General features: G+C 56.6%; 24 protein-coding genes and 1 tRNA gene. 7 read left to right on the top strand and 18 right to left on the bottom strand.

Annotated features, from left to right (window positions below):
* Window positions 1-104 precede the first annotated feature (104 nt).
* The gene (locus tag SK47_RS18670; protein WP_022651880.1) at window positions 105-869 is read left to right on the top strand and encodes a siderophore-interacting protein; all 765 of its coding nucleotides are present in this window, start codon (window positions 105-107) and stop codon (window positions 867-869) included.
* Here SK47_RS18670 and SK47_RS18665 read toward each other — a convergent pair whose 3' ends face one another.
* Both SK47_RS18665 and SK47_RS18660 read right to left on the bottom strand, forming a co-directional pair.
* Window positions 870-2,039 carry a coiled-coil domain-containing protein gene (locus SK47_RS18665; protein ID WP_003862593.1) on the bottom strand — a complete coding sequence of 390 codons (1,170 nt, stop codon included), beginning with the start codon at window positions 2,037-2,039 and terminating at the stop codon, window positions 870-872.
* A gap of 218 nt (window positions 2,040-2,257) precedes the next feature.
* Window positions 2,258-2,333 (bottom strand) — tRNA-Ile (locus SK47_RS18660).
* A gap of 124 nt (window positions 2,334-2,457) precedes the next feature.
* Between SK47_RS18660 and mug the strand changes: the two genes are divergently transcribed.
* On the top strand, window positions 2,458-2,964 hold the full coding sequence (gene mug, locus SK47_RS18655) for a G/U mismatch-specific DNA glycosylase (protein ID WP_032607936.1): 507 nt from the start codon (window positions 2,458-2,460) through the stop codon (window positions 2,962-2,964).
* 101 nt (window positions 2,965-3,065) lie between these two features.
* Here the strand turns inward: mug and rpoD are convergent, their stop codons facing one another.
* The 3 genes from rpoD to rpsU all read right to left on the bottom strand — a co-directional run bounded on the left by rpoD (window position 3,066) and on the right by rpsU (window position 7,139).
* Window positions 3,066-4,910 (bottom strand): RNA polymerase sigma factor RpoD, encoded by a 1,845-nt coding sequence (gene rpoD / locus SK47_RS18650; RefSeq protein WP_006812010.1) that lies wholly within the window; start codon window positions 4,908-4,910, stop codon window positions 3,066-3,068.
* Between the two features lie 152 nt (window positions 4,911-5,062).
* Window positions 5,063-6,808, bottom strand: a complete 1,746-nt coding sequence (gene dnaG, locus SK47_RS18645) for a DNA primase (RefSeq protein ID WP_003862574.1) — start codon at window positions 6,806-6,808, stop codon at window positions 5,063-5,065.
* Window positions 6,809-6,923: 115 nt separating this feature from the next.
* Window positions 6,924-7,139, bottom strand: a complete 216-nt coding sequence (rpsU, locus tag SK47_RS18640; protein WP_001144069.1) for a 30S ribosomal protein S21 — start codon at window positions 7,137-7,139, stop codon at window positions 6,924-6,926.
* A 236-nt stretch (window positions 7,140-7,375) separates the two neighbouring features.
* Between rpsU and tsaD the strand changes: the two genes are divergently transcribed.
* Complete coding sequence (gene tsaD / locus SK47_RS18635) at window positions 7,376-8,389, top strand: tRNA (adenosine(37)-N6)-threonylcarbamoyltransferase complex transferase subunit TsaD (RefSeq protein ID WP_022651877.1); 1,014 nt, start codon at window positions 7,376-7,378, stop codon at window positions 8,387-8,389.
* A 31-nt stretch (window positions 8,390-8,420) separates the two neighbouring features.
* Here the strand turns inward: tsaD and SK47_RS18630 are convergent, their stop codons facing one another.
* Window positions 8,421-9,101, bottom strand: coding sequence for a LuxR C-terminal-related transcriptional regulator (locus SK47_RS18630; protein ID WP_003862570.1), 681 nt, complete (start codon window positions 9,099-9,101; stop codon window positions 8,421-8,423).
* Window positions 9,102-9,659: 558 nt separating this feature from the next.
* Between SK47_RS18630 and SK47_RS18625 the strand changes: the two genes are divergently transcribed.
* Window positions 9,660-11,435 carry a S8 family peptidase gene (locus SK47_RS18625; RefSeq protein WP_255354015.1) on the top strand — a complete coding sequence of 592 codons (1,776 nt, stop codon included), beginning with the start codon at window positions 9,660-9,662 and terminating at the stop codon, window positions 11,433-11,435.
* A gap of 32 nt (window positions 11,436-11,467) precedes the next feature.
* On the opposite strand, the gene ureG is transcribed toward SK47_RS18625, so the two are convergent.
* The 10 genes from ureG to plsY form a co-directional block, all read right to left on the bottom strand.
* Window positions 11,468-12,085: an urease accessory protein UreG gene (gene ureG, locus SK47_RS18620; RefSeq protein WP_003862566.1), complete on the bottom strand. Its 618-nt coding sequence runs from the start codon at window positions 12,083-12,085 to the stop codon at window positions 11,468-11,470.
* A gap of 9 nt (window positions 12,086-12,094) precedes the next feature.
* Window positions 12,095-12,769 (bottom strand): urease accessory protein UreF, encoded by a 675-nt coding sequence (locus tag SK47_RS18615; RefSeq protein ID WP_048241789.1) that lies wholly within the window; start codon window positions 12,767-12,769, stop codon window positions 12,095-12,097.
* The gene (locus tag SK47_RS18610) at window positions 12,769-13,308 is read right to left on the bottom strand and encodes a HupE/UreJ family protein (RefSeq protein WP_045335748.1); all 540 of its coding nucleotides are present in this window, start codon (window positions 13,306-13,308) and stop codon (window positions 12,769-12,771) included. The genes SK47_RS18615 and SK47_RS18610 overlap by 1 nt, the downstream gene beginning before the upstream one ends.
* 9 nt (window positions 13,309-13,317) lie before the next feature.
* Window positions 13,318-13,782, bottom strand: a complete 465-nt coding sequence (gene ureE / locus SK47_RS18605; RefSeq protein ID WP_048244923.1) for an urease accessory protein UreE — start codon at window positions 13,780-13,782, stop codon at window positions 13,318-13,320.
* Window positions 13,783-13,791: 9 nt separating this feature from the next.
* Window positions 13,792-15,495, bottom strand: a complete 1,704-nt coding sequence (ureC, locus tag SK47_RS18600; protein ID WP_048244921.1) for an urease subunit alpha — start codon at window positions 15,493-15,495, stop codon at window positions 13,792-13,794.
* Window positions 15,488-15,802 (bottom strand): urease subunit beta, encoded by a 315-nt coding sequence (locus tag SK47_RS18595; RefSeq protein WP_003862557.1) that lies wholly within the window; start codon window positions 15,800-15,802, stop codon window positions 15,488-15,490. The genes ureC and SK47_RS18595 overlap by 8 nt, the downstream gene beginning before the upstream one ends.
* A gap of 10 nt (window positions 15,803-15,812) precedes the next feature.
* The gene (locus SK47_RS18590; RefSeq protein WP_003862556.1) at window positions 15,813-16,115 is read right to left on the bottom strand and encodes an urease subunit gamma; all 303 of its coding nucleotides are present in this window, start codon (window positions 16,113-16,115) and stop codon (window positions 15,813-15,815) included.
* Between the two features lie 11 nt (window positions 16,116-16,126).
* Window positions 16,127-16,954, bottom strand: coding sequence for an urease accessory protein UreD (locus tag SK47_RS18585; RefSeq protein WP_003862554.1), 828 nt, complete (start codon window positions 16,952-16,954; stop codon window positions 16,127-16,129).
* A gap of 156 nt (window positions 16,955-17,110) precedes the next feature.
* The gene (locus tag SK47_RS18580; protein WP_048244919.1) at window positions 17,111-18,577 is read right to left on the bottom strand and encodes an MFS transporter; all 1,467 of its coding nucleotides are present in this window, start codon (window positions 18,575-18,577) and stop codon (window positions 17,111-17,113) included.
* 92 nt (window positions 18,578-18,669) lie between these two features.
* On the bottom strand, window positions 18,670-19,284 hold the full coding sequence (gene plsY / locus SK47_RS18575) for a glycerol-3-phosphate 1-O-acyltransferase PlsY (protein ID WP_003862548.1): 615 nt from the start codon (window positions 19,282-19,284) through the stop codon (window positions 18,670-18,672).
* Between the two features lie 107 nt (window positions 19,285-19,391).
* On the opposite strand from plsY, the gene folB reads away from it, so the two are divergent.
* Together folB and bacA are read left to right on the top strand one after the other, a co-directional pair.
* The gene (folB, locus tag SK47_RS18570) at window positions 19,392-19,760 is read left to right on the top strand and encodes a bifunctional dihydroneopterin aldolase/7,8-dihydroneopterin epimerase (RefSeq protein WP_003862547.1); all 369 of its coding nucleotides are present in this window, start codon (window positions 19,392-19,394) and stop codon (window positions 19,758-19,760) included.
* A gap of 105 nt (window positions 19,761-19,865) precedes the next feature.
* Window positions 19,866-20,687 (top strand): undecaprenyl-diphosphate phosphatase, encoded by an 822-nt coding sequence (gene bacA, locus SK47_RS18565; protein ID WP_003862545.1) that lies wholly within the window; start codon window positions 19,866-19,868, stop codon window positions 20,685-20,687.
* Between the two features lie 13 nt (window positions 20,688-20,700).
* Here bacA and SK47_RS18560 read toward each other — a convergent pair whose 3' ends face one another.
* Complete coding sequence (locus SK47_RS18560) at window positions 20,701-21,942, bottom strand: multifunctional CCA addition/repair protein (protein ID WP_047654220.1); 1,242 nt, start codon at window positions 21,940-21,942, stop codon at window positions 20,701-20,703.
* 60 nt (window positions 21,943-22,002) lie between these two features.
* The gene (locus SK47_RS18555) at window positions 22,003-22,623 is read right to left on the bottom strand and encodes a TIGR04211 family SH3 domain-containing protein (protein WP_001303390.1); all 621 of its coding nucleotides are present in this window, start codon (window positions 22,621-22,623) and stop codon (window positions 22,003-22,005) included.
* 237 nt (window positions 22,624-22,860) lie between these two features.
* Between SK47_RS18555 and SK47_RS18550 the strand changes: the two genes are divergently transcribed.
* Entirely contained in the window at window positions 22,861-24,162 is a 1,302-nt protein-coding gene (locus SK47_RS18550; protein WP_045332899.1) for a CYTH domain-containing protein, read from the top strand.
* The last annotated feature ends 15 nt before the right edge of the window (window positions 24,163-24,177 follow it).

The following is a 24,177-nucleotide window of genomic DNA, read 5'->3' as shown; positions in this document are numbered from 1 at the left end:
ATATTCAGATGCAATCTAAAAAATCTTGATTTCTGAGTTAATAGCAATCATTATCATTAAAAATTCATTCCGATATATCGTATTCACCTGAGAAGGGCATCAACATGGCATCTACCCGTTACCCTCAACGTGTCCGCAATGACCTGCGTTTTCGTGAGCTGAACGTGATGCGCACTGAGCGAGTCAGTGCAGGATTTCAGCGCATTGTGCTAGGCGGCGAGGCGCTGGAGGGCTTTAGCTCTCGCGGCTTTGACGACCATACCAAAGTCTTTTTCCCGGCACCGGGCACCACTTTCGTGCCGCCTGTGGTGACTGATGAAGGCATCGACTGGGGCGACGGCGTGCGTCCGCAGGCGCGTGACTATACCCCGCTGTACGATGACGAAAAACATGAGCTGGCGCTCGATTTCTTCGTTCATGATGGTGGCATTGCCAGCAACTGGGCGGTAGAGGCGAAGGTGGGCGACAAGCTGACCATCGGTGGTCCGCGTGGTTCGCTGGTGGTGCCGGAAGATTACGCCTGGCAGCTGTACGTGTGCGACGAGTCGGGCATGCCCGCGCTGCGCCGCCGTTTAGAAGGCATCGCAAAACTGCCTGTTCGCCCGGCGATCCACGCCATCGTCACCGTGGGCGATGCGGCGTACCAGGACTATCTGGCGCACCTGAGCGGGTTCAACATCACCTGGGTTATCGGCCACAACGAGCAGGCGGTGGCCGACCATCTTGCCGCGCTGGACGTGCCGGAAGAGGATTACTTTATCTGGCTCACCGGGGAGGGGAAGGTGGTGAAACGCCTGAGCCGTCAGTTTGAAACCGACGCAATTGACCCGCAGCTGGTGCGTGCCAGCGCGTACTGGCACGCCAAATAATCAGGCAGCGGGATCCAGCTGCGCTTCGCTCACCTGATGTTCGAGCGAGGCGCATACCTCTTTCAGCGCTTTCTCCTGCTGGGCAAAGTAGGCTTCCATATTGCTGAGCGACGAGACGAGCAGCCAGGACTCTTCTTTCTCCAGCTCTGCCAGCTCGTTCACCAGGGTGTCGATTTGCTCACGCACCTGCGCCATCTTTTTACGAATACGTTCCAGGTCGTTCAGCCTGTCGCTCGCCATCATCGGTTCAAACCCTTGTTGCAGACGGGCGACCAGCAAGCGAATGGCCTTCACGTCGCCGCGCTGTTTGGCCTGGTTGAGTTGCACCATCATCCTGTTGGCTTCTTCTTTTAAATCATCGGCAACCAGATCCGGGTGGCATAACTTGCTCGCCTGACGCCAGAGCCGCTTCAGCTCGTTCCGATCCTCTTCAGAGAGATCCTTGCCTTTACGCAGGCGCACTTCGGCATCATGATGCTGTTCGCGATACTTCTTGTACTCTTCGTTGGCCTCATCGCGCGCCTGACGTGCTGGCTCTTCTTCACGCGTTAAACCGGTCTCCAGCTCCATCGCTTCGGCCAGCAGGTTGGCAATCAGATTACTTTGCTGCTGAAGATGCTTGCGCGCCTCTGCCGCCTGAACGGAATCCGCAGGCAGATCTCGCCAGCGCCGGGTGAGCGTTGTCAGAACCTCTACGGCCTGCGCCATATAGCTCTGGCAGCGGCGGTAATCCTCTTCCCGGCGACGCGTCTCCGCCTGCTGACGACGCAGGTTAAGCTCCGCCAGCGTTTTACGCAGGGCGAGGATCTGCTGCATCAACGGCCCGAGGCGGGAGAAATAGAGATCGTTGAATTCGTCAAGCTGCTGTACCCGGGCGTTACGACGATCAATCAGATCGCGCAGACGCTCTTCCAGGGCTTTTAGCTCCAGCTTGCTGGCCGCCAGTTGCGGGTCACGCCACGGGGTAACGGCGCGCTGGCTTTGCAGCCAGGTGGTGATAGCGCGAAGGGCTGCGGTGTAGTTTTTCTGCTCAAGCGCCGCGACGATGGACAGGAGTTCATCGTCAAAGGCTTCCTCTTTGAGACGTTTCAACTGGCTCCGGATGATGTCGTCATCTTCCAGCTCAATGGCATTTTTAATGATTTCTAGCCGTTTGATCGGTGTGCTCATGATGCCTTTCGCTCTGGCGCTTAAGTATTTGAGTTAAGGTTAGTTGTTGTAAAAGCTACAGGAAATAATACACACGGATGATGATCGGCGCGATGGGGGATTTCTTTAGTTTTTAGGGTTTGTGAGGGGAAGCGGCAGGCCGGGCTACGTGTGGTGGATTACTTACAAAAAAGCCACTCAATCGAGTGGCTTAACTGGATGATTCTAAAGCTAAAATTTGGTGGCCCCTGCTGGACTTGAACCAGCGACCAAGCGATTATGAGTCGCCTGCTCTAACCACTGAGCTAAGGGGCCGTGGCGGTGAATTATAAAGTAACTCCCCTCAGCAATCCAGCCATTCACACCTGCCTGCTGTTTTTATAAACAACGCATAATCAATCCTTTATACTTATCTTAAGATGCATAGACAGGAGTAGAGATGATCAACGATATTCTGGCCCCTGGCCTGCGGGTGGTGTTCTGCGGTATTAATCCGGGCAAGTCATCGGCGCACACCGGTTTTCACTTTGCTCATCCGGGAAATCGCTTCTGGAAGGTGATCCACCAGGCCGGATTTACCGACAAACAGCTTAAGCCGGAAGAAGAGCAGCAGCTGCTGGATACGCGCTGTGGCATCACCATGCTGGTCGAGCGACCCACGGTGCAGGCGAGCGAAGTGAATCTGCATGAGCTGCGCGCTGGCGGGCGTGAGCTGATCGCGAAAATTGAAGACTATCAGCCCGCGGCGCTGGCGATCCTCGGCAAGCAGGCCTACGAGCAGGCGTTCAGCCAGCGCGGTGTGAAGTGGGGTAAGCAGAACATTACCATTGGCGTAACGCAGGTTTGGGTGTTGCCGAACCCCAGCGGGCTGAACAGGGCGACGCTGGACAAGCTGGTGGAGGCGTATCGGGAACTTGATGAGGCGCTTGTGGTGAGGGGGCTTTAGCTCCTCTGCGGCCTGATGCCCTCACCCTGACCCTCTCCCACAGGGAGAGGGAATAAACAAAAAAAAGCTCCCGATTGGGAGCTTTTTCATTTCAGGACCGATTAATCGTCCAGGAAGCTACGCAGCACTTCAGAGCGGCTCGGATGGCGCAGTTTACGCAGCGCCTTCGCTTCGATCTGACGGATACGTTCGCGGGTCACGTCAAACTGTTTACCCACTTCTTCCAGCGTGTGGTCGGTGTTCATGTCGATACCGAAACGCATACGCAGCACTTTGGCTTCACGGGCGGTCAGGCCAGCCAGCACGTCGTGCGTAGCGGCACGCAGGCTCTCGGTGGTGGCAGAGTCCAGCGGCAGCTCGAGGGTGGTATCCTCGATGAAATCACCCAGATGCGAATCTTCATCATCACCGATTGGCGTTTCCATGGAGATTGGCTCTTTAGCGATTTTCAGCACTTTACGGATCTTGTCTTCCGGCATCAGCATGCGTTCAGCCAGCTCTTCCGGCGTCGGCTCGCGGCCCATCTCCTGCAACATCTGGCGAGAGATACGGTTGAGTTTGTTGATGGTCTCAATCATATGCACCGGAATACGGATGGTGCGCGCCTGGTCTGCGATAGAGCGGGTGATCGCCTGACGGATCCACCAGGTAGCATAGGTGGAGAACTTGTAACCACGACGGTATTCAAACTTATCTACCGCTTTCATCAGACCGATGTTGCCTTCCTGAATCAGATCCAGGAATTGCAGGCCACGGTTGGTGTATTTCTTGGCGATAGAGATAACCAGACGTAAGTTCGCTTCAACCATCTCTTTCTTCGCACGGCGGGCTTTCGCTTCACCGATGGACATACGACGGTTGATGTCTTTTACCTGCTCGATGGTCAGGCCGGTCTCTTCTTCAATCTGATGCAGTTTTTGCAGGCCGCGCTGTACGTCTTCTTTCACGTCGTGCAGCTTTTCAGACCACGGCTTGTTCATCGCGATAGCGGCGTTGAACCAGGTTTCGCTGGTTTCGTTGCCGGTGAAGAGGGTGATGAAGTTCTTCTTCGGCATTTTGCACTGTTCAACGCACAGCTTCATGATGATACGTTCCTGGGTACGTACGCGATCCATCATCACGCGCATGCTGTTCACCAGGTAGTCGAACTGTTTTGGCACCAGGCGGAACTGTTTGAACACTTCAGACAGCTTCAGGATCTCTTCCTGAGCGGCGGCATGGCTGCGGCCTTTCGCTTTGATGGTGTCACGCGTCACTTCGTACTGGGTACGCAGCTCGGCAAATTTCTCACGCGCCAGTTCAGGGTCGATGCTGTTGTCGTCATCGCTGCTGTCGTCGTCTTCTTCTTCATCTTCGTCTTCGTCGTCATCCATCTCTTCCTGAGACAGCTCAGAACCGACGTGAGTGGCGGTTGGCGCCATATCTTCTTCAGCGTTCGGGTCGACAAAGCCAGTGATCAGATCGGACAGACGCGCTTCTTCTGCTTCAACGCGATCGTACTGCTCCAGCAGATAGGTGATCGCTTCCGGGTATTCGGCAACAGAGCACTGAACCTGGTTGATCCCGTCTTCGATGCGTTTTGCGATGTCAATTTCGCCTTCGCGGGTCAACAGTTCAACGGTACCCATTTCGCGCATGTACATGCGGACCGGGTCAGTGGTACGCCCGATTTCAGATTCCACGCTGGACAGTACCTGTGCAGCAGCTTCTTCCGCATCTTCGTCAGTGTTGTTGGAGGTTTCAGCCAGCAACAGATCATCGGCATCCGGTGCTTCTTCCATCACCTGAATGCCCATGTCATTGATCATTTGGATGATATCTTCGATCTGATCTGAATCGACGATATCTTCCGGCAGATGGTCATTGACCTCGGCATAGGTCAGATAGCCTTGCTCCTTACCGCGTTGGACAAGAAGTTTCAGCTGTGACTGCGGGTTTTGCTCCATAAGACGGTATCCACACTTAATTCGTTTGATTGGTGTCGGCGATGGGCTGCCAACATTTAAAGCGAGGGCGTACTTATATTTTTGCCGCTGCCTCTCAGTGCGGCTGCCGGGGGCTTCCCGATCGATATTCGGCACTTAAGCCGTTAAATTTTTTATTTCTTCGCCAGTTCCTGGTTAATCATCCAGAGCTCCCGGCGTTCTTCGCTGCTTAGGCCATGGGTGCGCTCGCGAGCTATCAACTCTTCCTGGCGCAACTCAAGCATCGAATCAAACATATGGTTGAGTGAGTCGGTGAACGTTTTTTCTGCGATATCCTTATCTGCTATATCGTCCCACATCGACAGTTTTTCAAGGGTAGCGGCCTCTTTTGTGCCGCGATAATGCTCTAAAAGTTGTCCGGTGGTCAGACCTGGCTGAGACAAACAAGTGTTGACCAATTCTGAAAATAAGCCAAGCCCGGGCAATTTTTCGTGGTTCAAACCCGCCAGCGACGGCACTTGCGGAGCAAGTTCGGGGTTTTGCACCAGCAACCCTATCAGTATACGCATGGTTGTGCGTTTTAGCTGAGGCGCGGGGCGTACCGTGCCGTTTTCAGCCTGTTTCGGCATTAAACGTTCAAGCTGGCTGTCATCCAGAATGCCGAGCTTGTTGCCTAACTCCTGACGCAGATAGATGCGCAGCGTTTCGCCGGGCACCTGGCTGATTAACGGCAGCGCCAGCGTGCTGAGCTGCGCGCGCCCGTCAGGGGTACTCAAATCAACCTGCGGCATCAGGCTGTTAAACAGAAACGTGGAGAGCGGCTGAGCCTGCTCCATCCGCGCTTCAAACGCCGCTTTGCCCTCTTTACGCACCAGCGTATCCGGGTCTTCACCGTCGGGCAGGAACATAAAGCGTAGCTGACGCCCGTCGGTCATATACGGCAACGCGGTTTCCAGCGCTCGCCAGGCGGCGTCGCGTCCTGCGCGGTCACCGTCGTAACAGCAAATCACGTTGTTGGTGACGCGGAACAGCAGCTGGATATGGTCCGCCGTGGTGGACGTTCCCAGCGACGCAACGGCATAGTTAATGTCGTACTGCGCCAGCGCAACAACATCCATATAGCCTTCGACGACCAGAAGACGCGGAGGTTCCGCATTATCCTGCTGTGCCTCATAAAGACCATAAAGCTGGCGGCCCTTATGGAAAATATCGGTTTCCGGGGAGTTAAGGTATTTCGGCAGGGCATCACCCAGCACGCGACCACCAAAACCTATCACCCGGCCACGCTTGTCGCGGATCGGGAACATCACCCGTTCACGGAAGCGGTCGTAGCTTCGTCCCTGGTCGTTGGTGACCAGCATGCCTGCGTCGATGAGGGATTTACGATCTTCGCTATTGCCGCCAAAACGCTTTAACACGTTGTCCCAGCCGGGCGGGGCGTAACCAATAGCGAAACGCGCAATCACATCGTCACTCAGTCCGCGCTTGTTCAGATACTGACGCGCAGGCTCAGCCGCAGAGTGCTTAAGAGACTGTTGGTAAAACGAATTCAGGCCATCCATCAGTTGGTACAGCGTTTGCCGCTGATGGCGCTCGATCTGACTTGGCCCACTGCCCGCTTCATACGGCACTTCAAGGTTATGCATCGCCGCCAGTTCTTCGACGGTTTCAACGAACTCGAGCTTGTCGTAGTTCATCAAAAAATCGACGGCATTACCGTGTGCGCCACAGCCGAAGCAATGGTAGAACTGCTTTTCACCGTTTACGGTGAAAGAGGGGGTTTTTTCGTTATGGAACGGACAGCACGCATGGTAGTTCTTGCCCTGCTTTTTTAGCTTCACCCGCGCGTCGATGAGATCGACGATGTCGGTTCTGGCAAGCAGGTCATTGATGAAAACGCGTGGGATTCTTCCGGCCATATGCCCCAAAAATTTAAGCGACTTATAAACGAAAACAAGCCGCGCATTCCTTCCGGAAGCACGGCCTTACGACTACAACTCTGTCTGTCAATTGAGGGCTGTGGCCCTCAACAGATTAGTACAGACGAGTACGGCGTGCGTTTTCGCGAGCCAGTTTCTTCGCGTGACGTTTCACAGCGGAAGCTTTAGCGCGCTTACGTTCGGTCGTTGGTTTTTCATAAAACTCACGACGACGAACTTCAGCCAGAACACCTGCTTTCTCGCATGAACGTTTGAAGCGACGCAGTGCTACGTCGAACGGCTCGTTTTCACGTACTTTAATTACCGGCATGTAACTCTCACCTTTAATAAATTCGGTTTGCCGCTGGCATCAACGCCAGCTTATTTCAAAATGGTGCGGAATTTTACTGCAAATGCTGCTGCTTTGTAAAGCACCGATGCGATTTTGAAAGGGACTTTAATAAGGGTGAGGAGTATACACGAGGCTTCTTCCTGGGGCGAACAAAGTTTTACAACAATCCGCCCAGGCTCTACACTGCGCGGTATTGAAACGAGGTAAAACAAGTCATGCGTGTACTGGGTATTGAAACATCCTGCGATGAAACCGGCATCGCGATTTACGACGACGAAAAAGGGCTTCTGGCCAACCAACTGTATAGTCAGGTGAAATTGCACGCTGACTACGGCGGCGTCGTGCCTGAACTGGCCTCTCGTGACCACGTGCGTAAAACGGTTCCCCTGATCCAGGCGGCGCTGAAAGAGGCCGGGTTGAGTGCAAAAGATATTGATGCCGTAGCCTATACCGCAGGACCGGGCCTGGTCGGCGCGCTGCTGGTCGGCGCAACGGTAGGGCGTTCACTGGCCTTCGCGTGGGATGTTCCGGCCATTCCGGTTCACCATATGGAAGGGCACCTTCTGGCGCCGATGCTGGAAGACAATCCGCCAGCGTTCCCGTTTGTGGCGCTGCTGGTTTCCGGTGGTCATACCCAACTGATCAGCGTAACGGGTATTGGCAAGTATGAGCTGCTGGGCGAGTCAATTGACGATGCAGCCGGTGAAGCCTTCGACAAAACCGCCAAGCTGCTGGGGCTGGATTACCCGGGCGGCCCGATGCTCTCGAAAATGGCCGCACAGGGCACGGAAGGGCGCTTTGTCTTCCCACGGCCGATGACTGATCGTCCGGGGCTGGATTTCAGCTTCTCCGGTTTGAAAACCTTCGCGGCGAACACCATCCGCAATAACGACGACAGCGAGCAGACGCGTGCCGACATCGCTCGTGCGTTCGAAGATGCGGTGGTGGATACGCTGATGATCAAGTGCAAACGCGCGCTGGATCAGACCGGCTTTAAGCGCCTGGTGATGGCAGGCGGCGTGAGCGCCAACCGTACGCTGCGCGCGAAGCTTGCAGAGATGATGCAAAAGCGTCGTGGGGAAGTGTTCTACGCGCGTCCTGAATTTTGTACCGATAACGGGGCGATGATCGCCTACGCCGGGATGGTGCGCCTGAACGCTGGCGCAACGGCTGACCTGAGCGTGTCCGTGCGTCCGCGCTGGCCGCTGGCGGAGCTGCCTGAGGCGTGAACGGCTCTCCCGTCATCGCGGCGGGGGAGTTTTATATCCTGATGTCGAAAATCTGGTTCTTGATGATCAGCGAGTAAAGCTGGCAGTCGTTTTGCACATCCAGCTTTTCCATCGCCCGGATCTTATGCGCACTGACTGTTTTGATGCTCAGGTGCATATGTTGTGCAATCTCCTTCAAATTTAATCCGTTACATATCAGACGCAGCACATCGATTTCCCGCGGCGAGAGTTTCTCTATATCTGTCATCTCATGACGAAAAAGCATATTTACCAGCTGGCTTTCGATAAAGATCTCACCTTTAAGAACTGTAGCAATCGCCTGGCTTAATGTTTTCTCGTTGATATCCCGCGACAAATACGATCTGACGCCTTCCTTTAGCGCCTGACGAATAAACATGGTGTTTGTATAGGGCGAGAGCAGGATAATGCTGAGCGCAGGATAAGTCTGATGGAGCCATCTCAACAGCTTCAGACCGTCCATACCCGTGAGAGGAGAGCGATTAAAGCTGGTTGTCAGTGAATAGCTGAGGATAACGATATCGGGGTTATGCTGACCCAGAAGCGACAGAAGTTCTGCGGAAGAGGTTGCTTCACCGGTCAAAACACATCTCTGATTCATGCCTGAGGCGGGTAACGAGAGCGCTTGCATCATTGAGGATAAGCCGCGGCGAATCAACGAGGATTCTTCAGCGATAACGATTTTAATGTCCATAATGATGCGTCGTATTAACCCTTACATGATAATGGCGGGGTTGGAATCCCTCGCAAGATATATCCTTATTAAAATCCAGACTGCGGTAAAATAGCAGTAACAATGAGAGTATTTTTAACGGCGGTGGATGTTGATTATTTCATTATGATTAATCTTTACGGTTTTTGTATCCAAGTGTATCCTCGCGTTGCGAAATATAAAGAAACGAGTTAAAGATTTTTCTTATTCAATTATAGAAAGATCGTTCCCCCAGATTAGGATGCTCTTATTCATCACGGTGCATGTATCACAGATACTGAAAAAGGAGAAATGTCGATTCACAAAGGAACCGTGATTACCATGAAAAAAAGTACCTTGTCCCTTTTTATTTGTGCAGCAATTTCATTTTCCGCTGCGGCAGAAAATCAGGTGCAAAATGAGTTTGCACATGACAATGCGACCTACACAGCAATTGTACTCAAGCTAAAACCCACTACAGGTTTGCTAAAAGCGACAAACAATAAAATTACCCTGAATGATCCTTCCCTTATCACCACAAATATGTTTAGGCCGACTAATTTGCGGAGTTCAAATCAGTCATCCGAGTTAACGGAACTCAATAAACGCTATGGCTTTGACCGTTATCTGCGTATCGCGTTACCGCAAGATAAACGTCAGGATAAAACCTACATTAACCATATTATTTCTGAGCTGGAGCAGAATCAGAACGTAGAGTTAGTTTATCCGGAGGCCGAACCGGTGTCGCTGGATGAAAACGCCCTTACGCCGCAGGTTAAATCTTCGGTAAATAATAATTTAACGTCTGCCGCCGTTCCGGATTTTCGCAATAAGCAGGATTATCTCAAAGCACCTGATGTTAAGCGCGCCGGTTATTATATGGGGGGCGTAAACCGCGAAAGCGTAGATCACTATGCAGGCAGTGCGGGTGAAGGGGTGACGATTATTTCAACGGAAATTTATCCCTGGAATACCCAGCACCTCAACTTACCGCCAATGAGCCTCAGCTCTGGAAAGACAACGTATGTTGAAAAGCAAGATCATGACACCGCTTCTGTCGGGATTATGGCAGCGAAAGATATTGGCACCGGTATTCGAGGGATAAGCTGGAAAAGCCGACTGGGGTACGCGGCCTCAGCGCATAATAACCTCTATAATTTAATTCCGTTGCTAAAAGCTGGCGATGTGGTGCAGATCGGGGTACACGTAGCGGGCGGTTATCCAGCGGGTTGCCAAAAGGATTGCTGGGTGGCAATGGAGTCCGAACCCGCCTATTACGATGTGATTAAAGCGCTGACAGATAAAGGCGTTCACGTTATTGAGGCGGCAGGTAACGGGAACGTCAACCTGGATAGCCCAGGCTTCCAGGGGGAGTTTGACGTGAACGTGCGGGACTCCGGGGCTATCCTGGCGGGTGCGTTTTGTGCAAAAGACGGTAAAAAAGCGTCGTTTAGCACCTATGGTTCGCGCGTCACCAGCTCTGCATGGGGCTGCTGGGACGTAGTGAGCACAGGTTATGGCGATCTCTATAAAAATGGCGGCGTTAACGATTCTTATACCGCGACGTTTGCCGGAACTTCTTCCTCGAACCCGATTATTGCGGGTGTGGTAGCCAGCCTGTCAGGCATCGCCAAAGCCAACGGTATTACCGTGACACCGCGTCAGATGCGTCAGATTCTGGCAGAGACCGGAACGTCACTGGCCAACGGAGATTCGGCAAAAGTGGGTACTCAACCTGACATGGAGCGTGCGGTGGCCCGTATTATGGCGCTCAAAGACGGTAGCACGCCTGTCGCGCCGGCTCCAACGGCTGTGGCAGGCGCAGATTACGCTCTGGTTTCTCCGACCACGGGGGTGATCACCTACGCGCTGGACGGCAGTAAGAGCCTGAATGCCAAATCGTATAACTGGCGTGTGACAAAAGGGGCAGAAACCTTCTCGCTGGAGGCGACACTGAACGGCGCGCTGGTGAAGAGCGTGGACAGCGCGCATGCCTATGCCGTCATTCCTGCCAACAGCGAGGGGGAAGCGACCTTTACGCTGACGACGACCGGCGCGGATGGGCGAACCGCGACGGACAGCATGACCATCACCGTCAGTAAGCCAGCGGTACCGGCTAAGGATGACACCCCGGCAAAAGATGACACACCGGTAAATCCTACGGCACCGGCCTATAACGCCAAAATTGCCTATCCAACCCGATGCACCAAAGTGTCCTACAACGGTAAAGTTTGGCTCAACCAGTGGTATGTCAACCCGGGGCAAGAAACGCCGGGAACCGGCGGCCAGTGGGGCGCATGGCGCGAACAAGGGTCTTCCAATAACAGCTGCAAATAACCATCACGGCCTGGCGTTATGCCAGGCCTTTTTCAGATCCGCAGCATCCCTTTCTCTTCCAGAAACGCAATGATCGTCGCCAGCCCGTCACCCGCTTTCAGGTTGGTAAAGGTCCACGGACGCTCGCCGCGCATGCGGTTAGTGTCGCGTTCCATTACCTCCAGCGACGCCCCCACGTACGGCGCGAGGTCGGTTTTATTGATCACCAGAAAATCGGATTTGGTGATCCCCGGCCCGCCCTTGCGCGGGATTTTTTCCCCTTCGGCCACGTCGATGACGTAGATGGTGAGGTCCGCCAGCTCCGGGCTGAAGGTCGCGCTCAGGTTATCCCCGCCGCTTTCGACGAAGATCAGATCCAGATTGCCGAACTTCTCGCTGAGTGCTTCCACCGCCGCCAGGTTCATTGAGGCATCTTCGCGGATGGCGGTGTGCGGACAGCCGCCCGTTTCCACGCCCACGATGCGCTCTGGCTCCAGCGCACCCGCCTCGGTCAGGATGCGCTGATCCTCTTTGGTGTAGATATCGTTAGTCACCACCGCCAGGTGATAGGTATCGCGCATCGCCTTGCAGAGCGCTTCCAGCAGGGCAGTTTTGCCCGACCCTACCGGGCCGCCCACGCCAACGCGCAGGGGATGTTTGTAATCAGCCATATTGACTCCTCAGGAACGGAATAGTCGTGAATATTGGGTTTCGTGGCGCGCGGAGGCGATGGCGGACAGCGGCGTAGCGGCCCCCAGCGCGTCGTCGCCACGTAAAAATGCCTGTTCAAACCCGGCGGCAAAATGGTCGCTCAGGTCGATAATCAGCTGTTGTGCGGCCTGCTGCCCAAACGGCACCAGCTTGACGCCCGCCATCACCGCGCTCTCAATCCAGCTGTAGCCCAGGCTCAGCGCCAGCTCACGCGCGCTAATGCCCCAGCGCACGCCGAGCCACGCCATGCCGCAGAGCTGGCTCTGCGTCAACAGCGGCAACCATTCTGGCGGGCAGGCGGGTTCCCAGCTTTTAACCAGGCGCGTAAAGGCCGCGCCACGGTTGCGTTCTTCATCGCGCAGCTCGCGCGTTTCCCGGCAGGCGAGCAGGTATGCCGTCCAGCGTTTTGCTGTCGCGACGTCCTGCTTCTCGCAGGCACGATAAAGGCGTATAAACAGCGGCAGGTCGACGCAGAAAAAGCTCTGCTCCATCTGCTGGATCTGCCAGCGCCTGAAGGCCTCAGCGTCCGTGACCCACCCGGCCTCAACGGCCCACTCTAGCCCCTGCGACCAGGTAAACGATCCGACCGGCAGGCTACTGCTGGAGAGCTGTATCAGGCGCAGCCGCTGGCGGGCGTGCTCCATCAGCTCATCAGCGCCAGCAGGGCAGAGACGATCAGCCCGCCACCGAAGGTTTTACGCAGGCCGTCGTGACGGCGCAGCAGCAAGCCTGCGGCGAAACTGGCGCACAGCACCGTGGCGCTGGCGAACATAAACCCGCTGGTGAAGAGCCAGAAGCTGTGGCCGGACATCTCCACGCCGTGCGCCCAGCCGTGGAACATCGCCAGGGCTGGCACCGCCAGCAGCAGGCGATTTTCAGTCTTAAACATCATTACGCCGCAGACCGCCAGCGAGGCGATAATCAGCATCTCCATGCCGCTAAAACCGCCGAGCAGGCTGCCCGCAACGGCGCCAGCAAGCATCATGCCGAGCGTTGCTAACGGCAGCAGCAGCTTGCGGCCGCTCAGGGCGGACAGCACGCCAGCCCCCGTCAGCATCAGCAGGTGATCCAGCCCGGTCAGCGGATGGAGAAATCCGGCCTGGAAGCTGTCGGTCCCGTGGCCCGGATGGGCAAGCGCCGGAACGGAAAATGCCAGCAGAAACAGCGGTAAATACTTGCGCATGATGAGTCCTTAATGTGAATGAGAGTGGGAGTGGCCATGGCTGTGGGCATCGCTGGTGTAAGCGCCCGCTTCTGGTTCAAAGGGCAGGCTGGCGAAGGTCACCTCCAGCCCGAAATGACGCAGCATGTCGTCAAGAACGTGGTCGTGGTGGTAGCGCAGCTCGCCGGGCATAATTTGCAGCGGCACGTGACGGTTGCCCAGGTGGTAACAGGCGCGGGCGAGCAGGAACGGATCGGCGCAGCGCACCACGGAAACCGACTCCGGGGCCGCGATCACTTCGATCACCTCGCTGCCGTCGTCGGTGGTCAGCAGATCGCCGCCGCGCAGCAGCAAACCGCGCGGCAGCATCAGCCCGGCTTCGCGACCGTCGTTCAGGGCCACGCGGGCGCGGCTTTTCACCCGCACGTCAATCGGCAGCGTGACGCTGGCGGTAGTCGGGTGTGCGTGGTCCAGGCGTTGGGTCAGATAAATCATCATCACTCCTCAAAACAGGAAATAGCGTTGTGCCATCGGCAGAACGTCAGCCGGTTCGCTGGTAATCAGTTCGCCGTCGACGCGCACCTCGTAGGTTTGCGAATCAACGGTGATGTTCGGTTGCAGAGCGTTGTGGATCATGTCCGCCTTTTTCACCGTCCGGCAGCCTTTCACCACCGCGGTGGCGCTCTGCAGGTTGAGCTGCTGCGGGATGCCGTTCGCACTGGCGGCCTGCGAGATAAACGTCAGCCGTGTGGCGTGGCGCGCGGCGCCCAGCGAGCCAAACATCGGACGGTAATACACCGGCTGCGGCGTGGGGATCGAGGCGTTGATATCGCCCATCGGTGCGCAGGCGATCATCCCACCTTTGACGATGGTGGCGGGCTTGACGCCGAAGAACGCCGGGGACCAGACCACCAGGTCCGCCAGCTTGCCCGCCTCAATCGAGCCCACTTCATGGGCGATGCCGTGGGTCAGCGCCGGGTTAATGGTGTATTTGGCGACATAGCGCTTCACCCGGAAGTTGTCGTTATCGCCGGTCTCTTCCGGCAGCGCGCCGCGCTGAACCTTCATGCGGTGCGCGACCTGCCAGGTGCGGATAATCACTTCCCCCACGCGGCCCATTGCCTGTGAATCTGACGAGGTGAGTGAGAACGCGCCGATATCGTGCAGCACGTCTTCGGCGGCGATGGTCTCCCGGCGAATGCGGGATTCGGCAAACGCCACGTCCTCGGCGATATCCGGGTCGAGGTGATGGCAAACCATCAGCATGTCCAGGTGCTCGTCGATGGTGTTGACCGTGTAGGGCAGCGTCGGGTTGGTGGAGGAGGGCAGAATATTCGGGTGCGCGCAGGCGGTGATGATATCTGGCGCATGGCCGCCGCCCGCCCCTTCGGTGTGGAAGGTGTGGATGGTGCGCCCGGCGATGGCGGCCAGCGTATCTTCGACAAAACCGGACTCGTTCAGCGTGTCGCTGTGCAGCGCCACCTGGATATCCATCTCTTCAGCGACCTCCAGCGAGCAGTTGATGGCCGCAGGCGTCGCACCCCAGTCTTCGTGGATCTTAAGCCCGATGGCACCTGCCGCGATCTGCTCGCGCAGCGCGTCCGGGTTTGAACTGTTCCCTTTGCCCAGCAGGCCAATATTCACCGGCAGCGTATCGGCAGCCTGCAACATGCGGGCGATATACCATGGCCCCGGCGTGCAGGTGGTGGCGTTTGTACCTGCCGCGGGCCCGGTGCCGCCGCCGATCATGGTGGTGACGCCAGAGACCAGCGCCTCTTCCGCTTGCTGCGGACAGATCCAGTGGATATGGGTGTCGATCCCGCCAGCGGTGACAATCTTGCCTTCGGCGGCGATCACTTCCGTTGCTGCGCCAATCGGGATCGTCACGCCGGGCTGAATGTCCGGGTTTCCGGCTTTGCCGACGGCGAAGATCCGCCCATTTTTTACGCCGATATCCGCTTTCACGATCCCCCAGTGATCGACGATCAGCGCGTTGGTGAGCACCAGATCCACGCAGTCGTCGGCGGTCATCTGCCCCTGTCCCATGCCGTCGCGGATCACTTTTCCGCCGCCGAATTTAACCTCTTCTCCGTAGATCGTGAGATCGTCTTCTACTTCGATCCACAGTTCGCTGTCGGCCAGCCGCACTTTATCCCCGGTCGTGGGGCCGAACATATCGGCATACGCCTGGCGTGAAATCTCAGCCATGTTTCACCTCGCCCATGATCTCGCCGCGAAAACCGAAAATGCGCTGTGCGCCCGTCACCTGCACCAGCGTCACTTCCCGCTTCTGGCCGGGCTCGAAGCGCACAGCGGTGCCCGCCGGGATGTTCAGCCGGTAGCCTCGGGTGGCCTCGCGATCGAACTTCAGCGCCGGGTTGACCTCGTAAAAGTGATAGTGCGATCCCACCTGGATCGGCCTGTCGCCGTGGTTTTCCACTATCACACTTCGGGTTTCGCGCCCGACGTTGAGAGCAATGTTGCCGGACTGGATCCGGTATTCACCTGGGATCATCACGCGCTCCTTACACGATCGGGTTGTGGACGGTGACGAGCTTGGATCCGTCCGGGAAGGTGGCTTCCACCTGAATATCCGGGATCATCTCCGGTACGCCCTCCATCACCTGATCGCGCGTCAGGACGTGGCGGCCGGCTTCCATCAGCGAGGCGACGGTTTCGCCATCGCGCGCGCCTTCCATAATAAAGGCGCTGATCAGCGCGACCGATTCCGGATAGTTGAGCTTTACCCCGCGCGCGAGGCGGCGTTCGGCAACCAGCGCGGCGGTGAACAGCAACAGCTTGTCTTTTTCTCTGGGAGTCAGTTCCATAGCGTTTCTCTTTATGTCTGCCAGATGCGCGGCGAACAGGCGGTTTTGGGGGTTAAAAGCGGGCGAAGCGACTGCCAGATATCGCGCATCACCCGCTGACAAATCAGGTTGTCGTGCGAGAGAAAACGCACCGACAGCAGATCGTCGGTGAGCGTCGCCCCGCCAAAGTTTTCCAGCGGGGCGAGCCGCTCGCGCACCGTGTCGAGATGTGCTTCCCGGGCCGGATAGAACAGCAGCGTGCCGACCCACGGATGGTCCGCGACGGGCGTCAGATCGCCACCGCTGAGATGCAGTCGCTCAATCAGACGCGGCTCGCCATCCACCCACACCTCAAGGCGGCTCTCCAGCGTGCCTTGGCTGAAGGTTTCGTTTATCACCGGACGGCCCAGACAGTACAGCTCCCACGCCAGCAGCGTGCTGGTGGCGTGCAGGTGAAAGACGGAACGCAGCGCGGCGTTAGCGCCGGGGAAAATAATGGTGTCCTGCGGCAGCCACTCCAGCGTGGCCTCTTCGTCGAGGTAAAAATGCTGACTGAGGCAGGCCAGCGGGCCGCTGCTGCGATAGAACTTGCTGGCGCCGGGCATGGTGATGAGGGCATGGCTTTTGGCGTCGAGCCGCACGGAAATATCCAGCGTATCCCCGCCCACAATTCCACCTGGCGGGTGCAGCAGGTAAAGGTGGCAGGTTTCCCCTTCGGGATAAAACGGACGCTGAACGGTAAGTGGCCCGGTGTGACGCGCGGAATGGAGGAGGGTTTTCTCAGGGGTATGACAAAACTGGAGGGCAAGCGAGGCCTGCCAGCCTTTGTATGAATTATCAGTGACCTGAGTTGCTAACATGGTGCTTCCACTTCCGCACTATCGGGATACGTTTCAGTATGCCCTGGCGGAAATGAAGGCTGTCATATGAGTCGCTTATGGATAAAAAAACCGGCTCATGTGAGCCGGTTTCAGTAATGTAGGCCGGGTAAGCGCAGCGCCACCCGGCAAGAAAGGCTAGCGATAATCCTCTGCATCCACATCATACCCCGACGGCTCCCAGCGGATCGCCAGCAGCGAGGCCAGGCCGATAAACGGCGCCAGCGCAATCACCCAGAACACGGCGGTATCCAGCGAGGCGACCAGCAGCGGGAACAGAAACAGTGATAGCGTTGAACTGCTGCGCATCAGCGTCTGGTTAAGCCCCACACCCACACCGCGCAGCGAGGTCGGGTAGCTCAGAGAGGCAAACGTCATGGTGTGCGCACCCGGACCAAAACCCTGGCCAAACAGGAACAGCGCCAGCATCGCGACGGCGACCACGCCTTCCGTGGACCCGTCAGGGCGGCCAATCAGCGCCAGGCCGAGCAGCGCCGCCAGCTGGCACGCATAACCCGCCAGTGACATCCGCCATGCGCCGAAGCGCGGAACATAGCGCACCGCCAGCAGCCCGCCGACAAACGCGAACAGCAGATTAAGCGCCAGCGAGATCAGAATGGTCGTCAGCATCGACTGCACAAAGAAGCTGGAGATGATCACCGGCAGGCCAAAGGCTACGGCGTTATAGGCGAACGAGGAGAAGACCGACAGCAGCGTGGCGAGCGTGGTACGCCGCAGATAGATACCGCGGAACAGGTTCAGGTAGTTCGACCATTTTGCCTTGTTCACAACAGGCGCGGGCTGGTCGAGCGCATCCTGCGGTACGTGGGCATTAATGTTGTATGACTGCCGCAGGATGGACGCCGCCTCCTTCAGATTGCCCTGATTCGCCGCCCAGACCGGGGATTCGCTCATATAGCGGCTGCGGATGGCGATAATCACCAGCGCGGGCACCGCGCCAAAGCCAAGGATCAGACGCCAGAGCCAGTCGCTGTGGCTTTCCGGCAGCACGGCGTAAAAGAAGAGCACCAGAAGATAAGAGATGCTGATGGCCGCATACCAGGTGGGACACCACATCGCGACGCTGGAGGCTTTATTCCCCGGGCCTTTCAGTCTGGCGAACTCGCTGAGAAACGCCATCGCGACGGGAAGGTCGATCCCAACGCCAAGACCCATCACAAAGCGCGCGCCCGCCAGCACATATTCGTTCGGGGCCAGCGCACAGGCGATAGCGGCAACGACAAAGAATACCATGTCGGCCATAAAGACGCGGTAGCGCCCGATTTTATCCGTAAGATAGCCGCCGAGCAGCGCCCCGACAATCGCGCCAAACGTAATGGCTGAAGCCACCATGCCGGTACCGGCGGGCGTCAGGTTAAATTCGCGGGTGATGTCTTTGATGCCGAATGCCAGCGCGCCGAGATCGTAGGCATCGAGAAAAATTCCCCCGAGCGCGATACCGACCACGATGCGGGCATTGGCCCGGCCCTGAGAGCCGTCATTAACGAGACGTGAAACGTCCGATGCGCTGCGTACCCACCTGATGTCGCCATCCGGGGTGTTTGCTGCCGCTGGAAGGGGAGTTGAATCTGTGATTTCTGCCATTTTCTTTTTGTGTGGTTGTGTTGTGTCTCTAACAGTTACCACAGGCAGAAGGTGACAAAAATCACATTTGGTTATAAGGCATAACGAACGGTTTACTGAGCGTCTTTCTTTTTACGTCTGAGCTTCGTCCAGATCTTCGTTTCCTGACGACGCCACAGGCGTTGAATGTTGTCGTGATGGCGCAACAGGATCAGACACGAGAGCATCGACACCGGGAAGGTAAACTGCGGTTTAAACCACCAGACATAGAACGGGGCGATCAGTGCGCTGACGATGGCGCCCAGCGACGAATAACCGCTCAGCAGGATGGTCAGCAGCCAGGTGCCCGCCATCACGCCGGTGAGATCCCAGCCGATCGGCGCAATCGCGCCAAACGCAGTGGCCACGCCTTTACCGCCTTTAAAACCAAAGAAAACAGGCCAGATGTGGCCGACGCAGGCGGCGATGGCTATCAGCCCCAGCCAGAAGGGTGTGACGCCGAGCGCATACGCGCCCCAGACGGGAAGCATTCCTTTCAGAACGTCAAAAATCAAAACCGCTACGGCTGCTCCCTTGCCGCCAATTCGTAGTACATTGGTCGCCCCCGGATTCCCGGAACCACTTTCACGCGGGTCAGGCAACCCGGCGATGCGGCAGACCAGAATGGCGCTGGAGATTGAGCCGCAAAGGTAGGCGAGGATAATCATTCCAGGCGCGATTGCACTCATAACGCTGTTCCGTTTTGAAAAAGTATCTGTATTCTCAGCATCTGTGGATAATACGCATAATTCGCCGGAAGTGGTATCCGGTTTAGCCAAAAAGCAGGCAGGTCGTGATGGATATTGTATTTATAGAGCAACTTTCGGTAATCACCACAATTGGTGTTTACGACTGGGAACAGACCATCGAGCAGAAACTGGTGTTCGATATCGAAATGGGCTGGGATAACCGCAAGTCAGCGAAAAGCGATGATGTGAATGATTGTCTGAGCTACGCCGACATCAGTGAAACGGTCATCGGCCATGTGGAAGGGCAACGATTTGCGCTGGTAGAACGCGTGGCGGAAGAGGTGGCGGACCTGCTGCTGAGCAAATTTAACTCCCCGTGGGTGCGCATTAAGCTAAGCAAGCCGGGCGCGGTGGCGCGCGCCGCCAACGTGGGCGTGATTATCGAGCGTGGCACAAATCTGAAAGGAAAGATTTAACGTCATAATAGCTAAACCATTTTAGGTTATATCGGTCTTAGAGCTGTATGTTTCACGGTAGCCGTTGTGGCGACCGTTTTTTTATATCTTTTTAGGGGTTTATAGATGAGCGATATGCACTCGCTGCTGGTGGCGGCAATACTGGGTGTGGTCGAAGGATTGACGGAGTTTTTGCCGGTGTCCAGTACGGGCCATATGATTATCGTTGGCCATCTGTTGGGCTTTGAAGGCGATACCGCAAAGACGTTTGAGGTGGTGATTCAGCTGGGCTCTATCCTGGCGGTGGTTGTGATGTTCTGGCGTCGTCTGTTTGGTCTGATCGGCATCCACTTCGGGCGTTTGCCGCAGCGTGAAGGAGAGGGCAAGGGGCGTCTGACGCTGATTCATATTCTGCTCGGGATGATCCCGGCAGTGGTGCTGGGGCTGGTGTTCCACGACACCATTAAATCGCTCTTCAACCCGATTAACGTGATGTACGCGCTGGTTGTCGGCGGCTTCCTGCTGATTGCCGCCGAAGTGCTGAAGCCAAAAACCCCGCGTGCGGAAGGTCTGGACGATATGACGTATCGTCAGGCGTTTATGATTGGCTGCTTCCAGTGTCTGGCGCTGTGGCCGGGCTTCTCCCGTTCAGGGGCAACCATTTCCGGCGGGATGCTGATGGGCGTGAGCCGTTACGCGGCGTCTGAGTTCTCGTTCCTGCTGGCGGTGCCGATGATGATGGGCGCCACCGCGCTGGATCTCTACAAAAGCATCGGCTTCCTGACCGTGGGTGACATTCCGATGTTCGCCGTGGGCTTTATCACCGCCTTCATTGTGGCGCTGATCGCCATCAAAACCTTCCTGCAACTGATTAAGCGTATTTCGTTTATTCCGTTCGCGATCTACCGCTTTATCGTCGCGGCTGCCGTGTACGTGGTCTTCTTCTGATGACCGACCGCCCTCAGTCTTTCGGCTGAGGGCAACGTTTTTCCTTCCACGCCGCAACCGCATCAATCCGCCGCTTCGTCAGCTCTTCGCGGATCTCCGGGCCTTTAAACCCTGCCTCCACCACCTCTTTCGTTGGCACCGCTTTCGCTACGTCCCACGCCTCACGCAGCAAACGACCCTGCGGATAATCGGACGCTTCAAACCCGGTGCGGCCGCGCACGTCGGCTTCGCTGGTCAGCGCAATTTGCTCCACGCGCTGCGGCTTGCGCCAGGCGTCGATGTTATCGAACAGCCTGACGATGGTGGCGGGTTTCAGGATCGGGAAGGTGTGGATCAGGTCGTGGAACTCGGCGACCAGCTTTGCCAGATCGCGAATGTCATTCGGCACGCGCAGGCGCTGGCAAATCCCTTCAACCAGCTTTACGCCAGCCGGACCGTGCCCGTGATGGCGTGGCCACAATTCCTTTGGCGTTAACCCTTTGCCGAGGTCATGGCAGAGAGTGGAAAAGCGCACGTCCACTTCAGGACTGAGCATAGCGGCCATGCTCAGCGTCATCAGGGTGTGAATGCCGGTATCAATTTCCGGGTGCCATTTCGCCGGGGCGGGCACGCCAAACAGCGCATCTATTTCCGGGAACAGCACTTTCAGCGCCCCGCAGTCGCGCAGAACCTGGAAAAAGATCTGCGGATTACGGGTAGTCAGGGCGTTTTCGGTCTCTTTCCAGACGCGTTCTGGCGTCAGGTGTTCCAGCTCGCCCGCGTCGGTCATGGCCGTCATCAGCGCCATCGTCTCGTCGGCGATGCGGAAGCTGAGATGGGCATAACGGGCGGCAAAACGCGCCACGCGCAGTACGCGTAACGGATCTTCAGAAAAGGCGGGGGAAATATGGCGTAAAAGACGGTCGCGCAGATCGTTCTGGCCGCCGTAGACGTCGATAATATGGCCGTTTTCGTCCTGCGCCAGGGCATTAATGGTGAGATCGCGGCGCAGTAAGTCCTGCTCCAGCGTCACATCCGGCGCGGCATAGCAGGTGAAGCCGGTATAACCGGAACCGGATTTCCGTTCGGTTCGCGCCAGGGCGTACTCTTCCCGGCTTTTCGGATGGAGGAACACAGGAAAATCGCGGCCTACCTGCTGGTAGCCCGCGTCAATCATCGCTTCGGGCGTGGCACCGACCACGACCCAGTCTTTATCTTTGACCGGCAGACCTAATAACGCATCACGTACCGCACCACCGACCAGATAACTCTTCACGCCAACACTCCCGTTTTCTCTTTTCGCAAGATGATACGTAAGTGTGGCAGAGAAGACGAGTTAGTTCATCCAGCGGTCTTTACGTTTACGGCTTGGGATAAGGTGAGGAAGCACCAGACCCAGCACCAGACCGACGCCCAGCACCCCGCCGCCATACATAAACCACTGCATGATGATGGTGCGTTGTTTGTCATCCAGCTGTAGATTCGCGGCGTTCACTTTCTTCTGCGCGACGATCAGCTCATTTTTCAGCTTCTGATTTTCATCTTTCAGACCGGCGATCACGCTGTCGCTTTGCGCCACTTTCTGCTGCATCTCTGCGGTGCGCTGGTTCCAGGTGCCGTCGATGTTGTTCAGCTTGTCAGTCAGGGTTTTCACCTGATTTTCCAGATCCGGCACGCGGGTGCGCAGGCTTGGCACCGTGCTCAGCTCTTTCAGCGGGATCCATGAGGTGCGGCCAGAGCTGTCACGAACCTGACCGTAATTGGTGTCTGCATTGGTTTGCAGCAGAGTCACTTCCTCGCCGGCATTTACCGTACCCACGAGGCGATAATTGTCTCCAGGGCCGCTGCGTACCCAGGTATTCAGTTCATCAGAAACGTAACGTTTCTCTTCAGCGTGGACCGCGGTTGCGGCGCTAAAAGCGAGTAAAGTAAGTCCAATCAGGCGTAATTTAAGCATATCAGTCGTTATTTTCATAAAAAGTGGAACGATAGTAGTGGTATCAGTGTCGCTACGCAAAGGATTCATCATCAATCGGAATCATCTGTGTCATGATTTCCACCGCTTTAAACTTTTACGCCCGTCAAATTGCTCATTGCGTGGCAATTTGGCGCAAAATACTATGTACTGACAAACAAATGGCGAGGAAGTTCGCCTTCATCGACGCGTCTGTGACGCACGCAAAAGTACAAGGCTATGGCACAAGAGATCGAATTAAAGTTTATCGTCGAAAAAGACAGCGCTGACGCGCTCCGCCAGCATCTGAATACGCTGTCCGGCGAGCACCATGAACCCGTACAGCTGCTCAACATCTATTACGAAACGCCGGACAACTGGCTGCGCAACCATGATATGGGCCTGCGCATCCGGGGTGCGAACGGGCGCTACGAGATGACGATGAAAATCGCCGGTCGCGTGGTGGGCGGTTTACACCAGCGTCCGGAATACAATATCGACATCAGTAAGCCAGAACTTGAGCTGGATCGTTTTCCGGCGGAAGTGTGGCCGGAAGGAACGCTGCCCGCAACGCTGTCGGCAGAGGCGCAACCGCTGTTCAGCACCGATTTCTGGCGCGAGAAATGGCTGGTGACGGAAGGCAAGAGCCGCATTGAGATCGCGTTTGATCGGGGTGAAATTAAGGCTGGTGAAGAGCAGGAGCCGATCTGCGAATTGGAACTCGAACTGCTTGATGGCGACGCGAGCGATGTGCTGAAGCTGGCGCGCAAGCTGGTGAACCAGCCTGGACTGCGTCAGGGCAGCCTGAGTAAAGCGGCACGCGGCTATCACCTGGCCGCCGGGAATGCGCCGCGCGTGCTGCGAGAAACCCCGATTCTGCGCGTTGTGCCGAAAGCCTCCGTTGAGCAGGGGATGGAAGCGGCGCTGGAGCTGGCACTCTCTCAGTGGCAGTACCACGAGGAGCTGTGGGCGCGTAACGTGAAAAATGCCAAAAAACAGGTGCTGGCCGCTATGGGGCTGGTACGTCATACCCTGACGCTCTTTGGCGGCATTGTACCGCGTAAAGCCAGCACTCACTTACGTGATTTGCTCACTCAAACCGAAACGCTGATGCTTTCCGACGTGTCGGCACAAACGGCGATCTACAGCCCGCAAAACGCCAGCGCGAAACTGGCGCTGACCGAGTTTCTGGTGACGCGCGGCTGGCGCACCTTCCTCGATGCGAAAGGGCAGGCCAAAATTGCGGAAAACTTCAAACGTTTTGCGGATATCCACCTCTCCCGTCACGCGGCCGAACTGAGAACCACCTTTGCGCATCCGCTGGGTGACCAGTATGGCGATCAGCTTCCCCGCCTGGCGCGTAACATCGACAGCATGTTGCTGCTGTCGGGTGCGTATGAGGGCGTGAAGGCGCAGGCCTGGCTGGAGAACTGGCAGGGGCTTAAGCATGCCATCGAGACCCGTCAGCAGATTGAGATCGAGCATTTCCGCAACGAGGCCATTTCGCAGGATCCGTACTGGCTGCACAGCGGAAAACGTTAATTCTGGCAAGGAACC

Origin of the sequence: Enterobacter sp. BWH52, assembly GCF_001037565.1 — a bacterium.
Taxonomy (GTDB): Bacteria; Pseudomonadota; Gammaproteobacteria; order Enterobacterales; family Enterobacteriaceae; genus Enterobacter; species Enterobacter hormaechei_C.
This window is presented reverse-complemented; position numbering and strand designations above follow the sequence as displayed.

What these genes read in the sequence shown, in the direction of transcription:
- rpoD (WP_006812010.1), bottom strand. Translation starts at nt 4,910, where the DNA reads ATGGAGCAAAACCCGCAGTCACAGCTGAAACTTCTTGTCCAACGCGGT.
- SK47_RS18630 (WP_003862570.1), bottom strand. Translation starts at nt 9,101, where the DNA reads ATGGACATTAAAATCGTTATCGCTGAAGAATCCTCGTTGATTCGCCGC.
- SK47_RS18590 (WP_003862556.1), bottom strand. Translation starts at nt 16,115, where the DNA reads ATGGAACTGACTCCCAGAGAAAAAGACAAGCTGTTGCTGTTCACCGCC.
- tsaD (WP_022651877.1), top strand. Translation starts at nt 7,376, where the DNA reads ATGCGTGTACTGGGTATTGAAACATCCTGCGATGAAACCGGCATCGCG.
- mug (WP_032607936.1), top strand. Translation starts at nt 2,458, where the DNA reads ATGATCAACGATATTCTGGCCCCTGGCCTGCGGGTGGTGTTCTGCGGT.
- ureG (WP_003862566.1), bottom strand. Translation starts at nt 12,085, where the DNA reads ATGGCTGATTACAAACATCCCCTGCGCGTTGGCGTGGGCGGCCCGGTA.
- SK47_RS18550 (WP_045332899.1), top strand. Translation starts at nt 22,861, where the DNA reads ATGGCACAAGAGATCGAATTAAAGTTTATCGTCGAAAAAGACAGCGCT.
- dnaG (WP_003862574.1), bottom strand. Translation starts at nt 6,808, where the DNA reads ATGGCCGGAAGAATCCCACGCGTTTTCATCAATGACCTGCTTGCCAGA.
- SK47_RS18555 (WP_001303390.1), bottom strand. Translation starts at nt 22,623, where the DNA reads ATGCTTAAATTACGCCTGATTGGACTTACTTTACTCGCTTTTAGCGCC.
- SK47_RS18615 (WP_048241789.1), bottom strand. Translation starts at nt 12,769, where the DNA reads ATGGAGCACGCCCGCCAGCGGCTGCGCCTGATACAGCTCTCCAGCAGT.
- SK47_RS18670 (WP_022651880.1), top strand. Translation starts at nt 105, where the DNA reads ATGGCATCTACCCGTTACCCTCAACGTGTCCGCAATGACCTGCGTTTT.
- rpsU (WP_001144069.1), bottom strand. Translation starts at nt 7,139, where the DNA reads ATGCCGGTAATTAAAGTACGTGAAAACGAGCCGTTCGACGTAGCACTG.
- ureC (WP_048244921.1), bottom strand. Translation starts at nt 15,495, where the DNA reads ATGGCTGAGATTTCACGCCAGGCGTATGCCGATATGTTCGGCCCCACG.
- ureE (WP_048244923.1), bottom strand. Translation starts at nt 13,782, where the DNA reads ATGATTTATCTGACCCAACGCCTGGACCACGCACACCCGACTACCGCC.
- plsY (WP_003862548.1), bottom strand. Translation starts at nt 19,284, where the DNA reads ATGAGTGCAATCGCGCCTGGAATGATTATCCTCGCCTACCTTTGCGGC.
- SK47_RS18610 (WP_045335748.1), bottom strand. Translation starts at nt 13,308, where the DNA reads ATGCGCAAGTATTTACCGCTGTTTCTGCTGGCATTTTCCGTTCCGGCG.
- SK47_RS18580 (WP_048244919.1), bottom strand. Translation starts at nt 18,577, where the DNA reads ATGGCAGAAATCACAGATTCAACTCCCCTTCCAGCGGCAGCAAACACC.
- SK47_RS18665 (WP_003862593.1), bottom strand. Translation starts at nt 2,039, where the DNA reads ATGAGCACACCGATCAAACGGCTAGAAATCATTAAAAATGCCATTGAG.
- SK47_RS18595 (WP_003862557.1), bottom strand. Translation starts at nt 15,802, where the DNA reads ATGATCCCAGGTGAATACCGGATCCAGTCCGGCAACATTGCTCTCAAC.
- bacA (WP_003862545.1), top strand. Translation starts at nt 19,866, where the DNA reads ATGAGCGATATGCACTCGCTGCTGGTGGCGGCAATACTGGGTGTGGTC.
- SK47_RS18585 (WP_003862554.1), bottom strand. Translation starts at nt 16,954, where the DNA reads ATGTTAGCAACTCAGGTCACTGATAATTCATACAAAGGCTGGCAGGCC.
- folB (WP_003862547.1), top strand. Translation starts at nt 19,392, where the DNA reads ATGGATATTGTATTTATAGAGCAACTTTCGGTAATCACCACAATTGGT.